We start from the raw sequence: 5,763 nt of genomic DNA on the forward strand, positions 1-5,763 counted from the left end.
CGGGCATGGAACGTGGTGCGGGCATTAGCGTGTGGCACGAGAGCCTCCGGCTGGCGTAGGTCCTAGACAAGCCACACCCCAACCGGGGGCTCTCCCTACGTCAAGATCATCCGAGCGACACCAACGTCATGACCGGGTACAACTAGAGCGCATTACGCCCCCTCAGTAAGCCCAAAATTCCGGTGTGAGCGGTCAACCTCTCCGGTCTGACCTGACGTCACATCACCCAACCGTCAGACGGGGTCGGCGCCGTCCGGCTCGGCCCCCTCGAGGAAGCTCTGAACGACCCTCAGGTAGCGCTGGGTCTCCTCGACATGGGGCATGTGGCTCGACTCGTCGAAGATCCGCCAGCGGGCATCGGGAATCAGGTCGAAGAACGGGCGCACCGCCACCGGCGCTGCCTCGTCGTAGCGCCCGGAGATGATCAGGGTGGGCACCTGGATGAGAGGCAGCCGGTCGACGATGGACCAGGTCTTCAGCGATCCCAGCACGTGGAACTCACTCGGACCGTTCATCGTGGTGTACACGGTCGGATCGTTGTCGATCGCGGCGAGGCTGGCCGCGACCTCGGGTGGGTTGGGGACCACCCGGCAGACGTGGCGGTCATAGAACACCAGCATCGCCTGCCGGTACTCCGGCGAATCGGTCGTGCCTGCCCGCTCATGCTCCAGCAAGGTCTCGTTCACCGCTGCCGGCAGTTCCGCCCGCAGCGAGTTGGCCGCCTGGCTCCACAGCGGCATCGAGGCCGGGGAGTTGGCGATCACCAGGCGCTGGAGGCCAGCTGGCTGCCGCACCGCAAATTCGGCACCGAGCATGCCGCCCCAGGACTGCCCGAGCAGGTGGTAGGCCTCGGCTATGCCGAGGCCGGTGAGCAGATTGTCCAACTCGGCCACGAACAGTTCGGGTGTCCAGTAGCTCGGGGCCGCGTCCGGCAGGTGGGTGGACCTGCCGTTGCCCAGCTGGTCGTAGTGGATCACCGGGCGTCCGGTGCGGGCCAGCGCCGTGAGCCGCAGCAGGTAGTCGTGGGTGCACCCGGGGCCACCGTGGGCGACGACCAACGGGACGATGCCGCTGTCGAGATCACCGGTGATCCGGTACCAGGTCTCGGCGCCGTCGAAGGCGAGGGTGCCCTCGACGTCAGCCGGCAGGATGTCTTCGAGTTGGTATGCGGTCACGCCTGAACCCTACGGCGGAGCAGCGGCTGACCGGAAGCGCCCTCAGCAAACACCCAGGTTGCATGCAGGAACGGCCAAGGTCGGTCGGGCACAAATGATCCATGACCGCAATTCTGAACGACCGCCGCCCGGCCGGGACGGCTTCGGTGCCGGGACCCGTCCGGGCAGCAGCCCCTTCGACGGGAACCAACCCAGGCATGGTGCTCGCCGTCATCGCGGCCGGGGCGCTCGCCACGATCGCGCTGTGGTGGCAGGACACCAGCTCGGTCAGCGGCCTGGGGGACTGGTTGACCAATGCCGGGCGGGTCACCGGCCTGCTCGCCGGCTACGGCGTCGTCGTGCTGGTCGCCCTGATGGCGCGCATCCCACCGCTCGAGCGCGGCATCGGCGCCGACCGGCTGGCACGCTGGCACGCTCACGGCGGCCGCTACACCGTCAGCCTGGTCATCGCGCACGGCCTGCTGATCGTCTGGGGCTACGCGGTCACCGCGCACACCGACGTCCTCAGCCAGACCTCCACGCTGCTGATGAGCTACCCGGACGTGCTGATGGCGACGGTCGCCGGGCTGCTGCTGGTCGCGGTGGGTGCGGTCTCGGCACGCGCCGCGCGCCGACGGATGCGCTACGAGACCTGGTACTTCCTGCACTTCTACACCTACCTCGCGGTCGCGCTGGCGTTCAGTCACCAGTTCTCCACCGGCGCGGACTTCATGACCAACCGTCCGGCGCGGGTCGTGTGGTCGGCCCTGTACCTCGGGGTTGCCGCCGCGATCGGCTGGTACCGCTTCGCGGTGCCGGTCCGGCAGGCCTTGCGCCACCGGCTGCGGGTGGTGGCCGTCTACCCGCAAGCGCCCGGCGTGGTGTCGATCGTCGTCCACGGGCGTGATCTGCAGGAGCTGCGAGCGGAGTCCGGCCAGTTCTTCCGCTGGCGATTCCTCACCCGCGACCTGTGGTGGGCGTCCAACCCGTACTCGCTGTCGGCGGCCCCGCACGGCGACACGCTGCGGATCACCGCCAAGGACCTCGGCGAGCACAGTGCGGCCCTTGCCCGGCTGCGCCCCGGCACCAGGGTGCTCGCCGAAGGCCCGTACGGCGCCATGACGGCGGCCAGGCGCAGCCGGCGGAAGGTGCTGCTCATCGCCGGTGGTATCGGGATCACCCCGCTGCGGGCGCTGTTCGAGTCACTGCCTGCCAGGCCTGGTGACCTCACGCTGCTCTACCGGGTGAGCCGCGACACCGACGTGGTGTTCGGCGACGAACTGACCGCCATCGCCCAGCAGCGCGGCGCCCGGCTGCACATCGTCACCGGCCGGCGCGGCGAGCTGGGGTACGACCCGTTGTCGGCGCCGGCGCTCACCACGAACATCCCGGACCTGCCCGACTACGACGTGTACCTGTGCGGGCCCGAACCGATGGCCGCCTCCGTCGTGTCCGCGTTGCGTGCCGCGAAGGTGCCGCGCCGGCGCATCCACCACGAATCGTTCGAGTTCTAGCCACTTCCAGCCACCCTTCCAGCCCCCTTCCCAGCCAAGACCCCTGCACGCTAAGGACACCTCTCATGCGACGAGTCGCACTTGCCCTGTTCAGCACCGTCACCGGATTGGTGATGCTGCTGAACTTCAAGACCCACAGCACCGGCGCTGCCGGCGTGCCGGTGGCGACCAGCACCACCGATCCCGGCAACAATTCCTCATCCGCAGGGACGTCGAACGCCGCCACGACGCCAGGTGCGGCCACGACGCCAGGTGCCGCCACGACACCGTCCACCGTCCCGTCGAGCGCCGCCAGCACGTCGGCGACGAAGACGGTGACCGGCGATGCCGTCGACACCCGGTGGGGACCGGTGCAGGTGCAGATCACCGTGCGGAACGGGACGATCACCGCCGTCACCGCCATCGAGTACCCGCGGAACAACCCTCGCGACGAGCAGATCAACGCCTACGCCATCCCGCAGCTCAACCAGGAGGCGTTGTCGGCCAAGAGCGCGAGCATCGACATGGTGTCCGGCGCGACCTACACCAGCGAGGGTTACCTCGGGTCGCTGCAGAGCGCCCTGGACAAGGCCGGCCTGTGAGATGACCAGCATCGAGCGTTCCCGCACGGTGCGCGTCGAGCACTGCATGGGCACGGCGTTCACCATCGACGTCCGTGACCCGGGTGGCTGGAGTGCGGCCATTGCCGACGTCGTCGGCTGGCTCCACCGGGTGGACGCCGTATTCAGCACCTACCAGCCCGCCAGTGACATCAACCGCATCCAGCGCGGCGAACTGCGCGTCGAGGACGCCGATCCCGAGGTGGGGCTCGTACTCGAGCTGTGCGCGCGGGTCCAGGTCACCACCGGCGGCGCGTTCAGCGCCATGCCGCAGGGAAGGCTGGACCCGACCGGCCTGGTGAAGGGCTGGGCGGTTGAACGGGCCAGCCTGCTGCTTCGCGCGCACGGCGCCGTCAACCACGCCATCAACGGCGGCGGCGACCTGCAACTCTCCGGCGAAGCGGCACCGGGCCGGCCGTGGGTGGTCGGTATCAGCGATCCCGCCGACCGCTCCCGGATCGCCCGTACGGTGGCCGGCCGCGACTTCGCCGTCGCCACCTCGGGAGTGGCCGAGCGCGGTCAGCACATCCTCGACCCGTTCACCGCTCGTCCGGCGGCCGCGCTTGCCAGTGCGAGCGTGGTGGGGCCATCACTCACCTTCGCCGACGCCTACGCGACCGCGGCCTTCGTCCTGGGTAGACAGGCTCTGCGATGGATCGAGGATCTCGACGGTTATGAGGCGCTACTCATCGAGGCCGGCGGCACTGTCTCGGCCAGCCGGGGTTGGCGCGCCGAGCGATGATCGCGATGGCTGCCGCCCATCGAGCGGTTCCACTACTGAGGCGAACGCCGGCCGATGCCAGGCGGATGGATACCCGGTTCACCTCGGTTGGGTGTCGACGGTCAGGTCGTCGATGGCGATGTCGTAGCTGCGGCCGGTGACCGTGTCGCCGAGCACCAGCTGACCGATCGGCGTCGTTCCGAGGGTCTCGGTGCTGGTGACCGGGGTGCTGAAGGTCACGGCGGTGCCGTCCAGGGCAGCGGTGATGGTGATCGGGCCACCGGGATTCGTGTCGAGGTAGTACTCGACCTTGTGCCATTGCCCGGTGCTGACCGGCGTCGTGCTGACGTGCGTGACGCTTCCGGCGTCATTGCGGACCGACAGGTAGCCGCTGGCATTGACGTACAGGTAGGCGATGAAGGCGCCGGACGCCGTCCGCAGCTTCAGGAACCCGGCCGAGGTGCTGCGGCTCCGGACGTTCACCCAGGCCGAGGCGTGTACCGCTCGGTAGCTGCCGGGCAACTGGGCGGCCGCCCAGGTCGCGGCACCGGTGGAGGTCTCCTGGGCTGCCCAGCCGCCGGAATGCACGACGGTCTGCTGGAGCACCAGGCCGGTGGTCGGCGCGGTCCAGGGCGGGTTCGACAGCGAGCCGGAGTCGAAGTTCTCGGCGAAGAGCGGCATCGTCAGCGCCGCGGTCGCCACCGTCGAGACGTTACCGGCCGCGTCCCGGGCGGCGACGCTGTACCGGTAGGTCGCGCCCGGCGTCCGGCCGGTGTCGGTGACCGACCTCGGGTCGCCGGGGCCCAGGATCGCGATCGTGCTGACGGTTGCATCGGGATCGGTCCGTGTGACGGTGTAGCCGGTGACCCCGACCGCGTCGGTGGAGGCCGCGAAGGTGAGCGACGCCGTGGTGGCGGTGGTCGCCACCACGGCGAGCCCCGGTGGCTGGGTGGGCGCGGTCCAGTCGGCGACGATGCTGACGCTTGCCGATGCGGAGTTGCCTGCGCTGTCGGTCGAAACCACGGTATAGGTCACCGACGTGCTGTCGAGGGCGGCGGTGTCGAGGAACGTCGTGCTCGTCAGCCCCGAGGCGATCTGCTGGGCGTCGCGGTAGACGTCGTATGAGCTCGCGCTGCCCGTGCCGGGCGGTGACCAGTCGATGATCACCTGCCCCGGCGTGCTGCGCTGGCTGGCGCTCAGGTTCGTCACCGGTCCGACCGGCACGGTGGGAGAACCGACGGTGGCCGTGGCGGTATTGCTGGGTGGCGAGGTATTGCCGGCCGCGTCCCGTGCGGTCACGACGTAACTGTGGACCGACCCCGCGGTCAGCCCGGTGTCGGCCCAGGTCGTCGTGGTGATCCCGGTTGCCGCCGCGGCGCCGTCGCGGGTGATCGAGTAGCTGGTCACCCCGACGTTGTCGCTGGCGCCGGTCCAGCTCAGGTCGATCTCGTTGGGGGGACCGGCGGCTGCTGACAGGATGGGCGCGGTCGGGGCGGTGGTGTCGGGCACGGCCACGGCGGCCGAGGATGGGCTCAGCGCCGATGCGTTGCCGCGCTGGTCCCGGGCCGCGCTGGCCCAGGTGTGCGTTCCGACCGGTACGGCGATGTCGGTCCACTTCGACACGGTGGCGGGCACGGTGGCCCGGTAGGCGCCGTCCCGGTAGATGTCATAGGCCACGACTCCGACGTTGTCGCTCGACGCCGCGCCGAGGGTGAGCGCGACGTTGTAGGCGGCGCTGCCGGTGCCCCGTACCGCGGTGGGCGCGCCGGGAACCG

The 5,763-nt window shown here is 69.8% G+C and carries 4 protein-coding genes and 1 pseudogene; 3 read left to right on the forward strand and 2 right to left on the reverse strand.

From position 1 onward, the window contains the following. Nucleotides 1-233 precede the first annotated feature (233 nt). Nucleotides 234-1,175, reverse strand: a complete 942-nt coding sequence (locus VF542_RS05580) for a proline iminopeptidase-family hydrolase (protein WP_408650715.1) — start codon at nt 1,173-1,175, stop codon at nt 234-236. Nucleotides 1,176-1,276: 101 nt separating this feature from the next. Here VF542_RS05580 and VF542_RS05585 point away from each other — a divergent pair, with 101 nt between their 5' ends. The 3 genes from VF542_RS05585 to VF542_RS05595 all read left to right on the forward strand — a co-directional run bounded on the left by VF542_RS05585 (nt 1,277) and on the right by VF542_RS05595 (nt 4,009). After that, nucleotides 1,277-2,668 (forward strand): ferredoxin reductase family protein, encoded by a 1,392-nt coding sequence (locus VF542_RS05585; RefSeq protein WP_408650716.1) that lies wholly within the window; start codon nt 1,277-1,279, stop codon nt 2,666-2,668. Nucleotides 2,669-2,733: 65 nt separating this feature from the next. Continuing rightward, nucleotides 2,734-3,249, forward strand: a complete 516-nt coding sequence (locus VF542_RS05590) for an FMN-binding protein (protein ID WP_408650717.1) — start codon at nt 2,734-2,736, stop codon at nt 3,247-3,249. Nucleotide 3,250: 1 nt separating this feature from the next. After that, nucleotides 3,251-4,009 (forward strand): FAD:protein FMN transferase, encoded by a 759-nt coding sequence (locus tag VF542_RS05595; RefSeq protein ID WP_408650718.1) that lies wholly within the window; start codon nt 3,251-3,253, stop codon nt 4,007-4,009. Nucleotides 4,010-4,087: 78 nt separating this feature from the next. Here VF542_RS05595 and VF542_RS05600 read toward each other — a convergent pair. Further along, nucleotides 4,088-5,763: pseudogene (locus tag VF542_RS05600) on the reverse strand (hypothetical protein); the annotation flags it as partial.

It is taken from the genome of Jatrophihabitans sp. (genome assembly GCF_036389215.1).
Lineage (GTDB): Bacteria > Actinomycetota > Actinomycetes > Mycobacteriales > Jatrophihabitantaceae > Jatrophihabitans_A.

What these genes read in the sequence shown, in the direction of transcription:
- VF542_RS05595 (WP_408650718.1), top strand. Translation starts at nt 3,251, where the DNA reads ATGACCAGCATCGAGCGTTCCCGCACGGTGCGCGTCGAGCACTGCATG.
- VF542_RS05590 (WP_408650717.1), top strand. Translation starts at nt 2,734, where the DNA reads ATGCGACGAGTCGCACTTGCCCTGTTCAGCACCGTCACCGGATTGGTG.
- VF542_RS05585 (WP_408650716.1), top strand. Translation starts at nt 1,277, where the DNA reads ATGACCGCAATTCTGAACGACCGCCGCCCGGCCGGGACGGCTTCGGTG.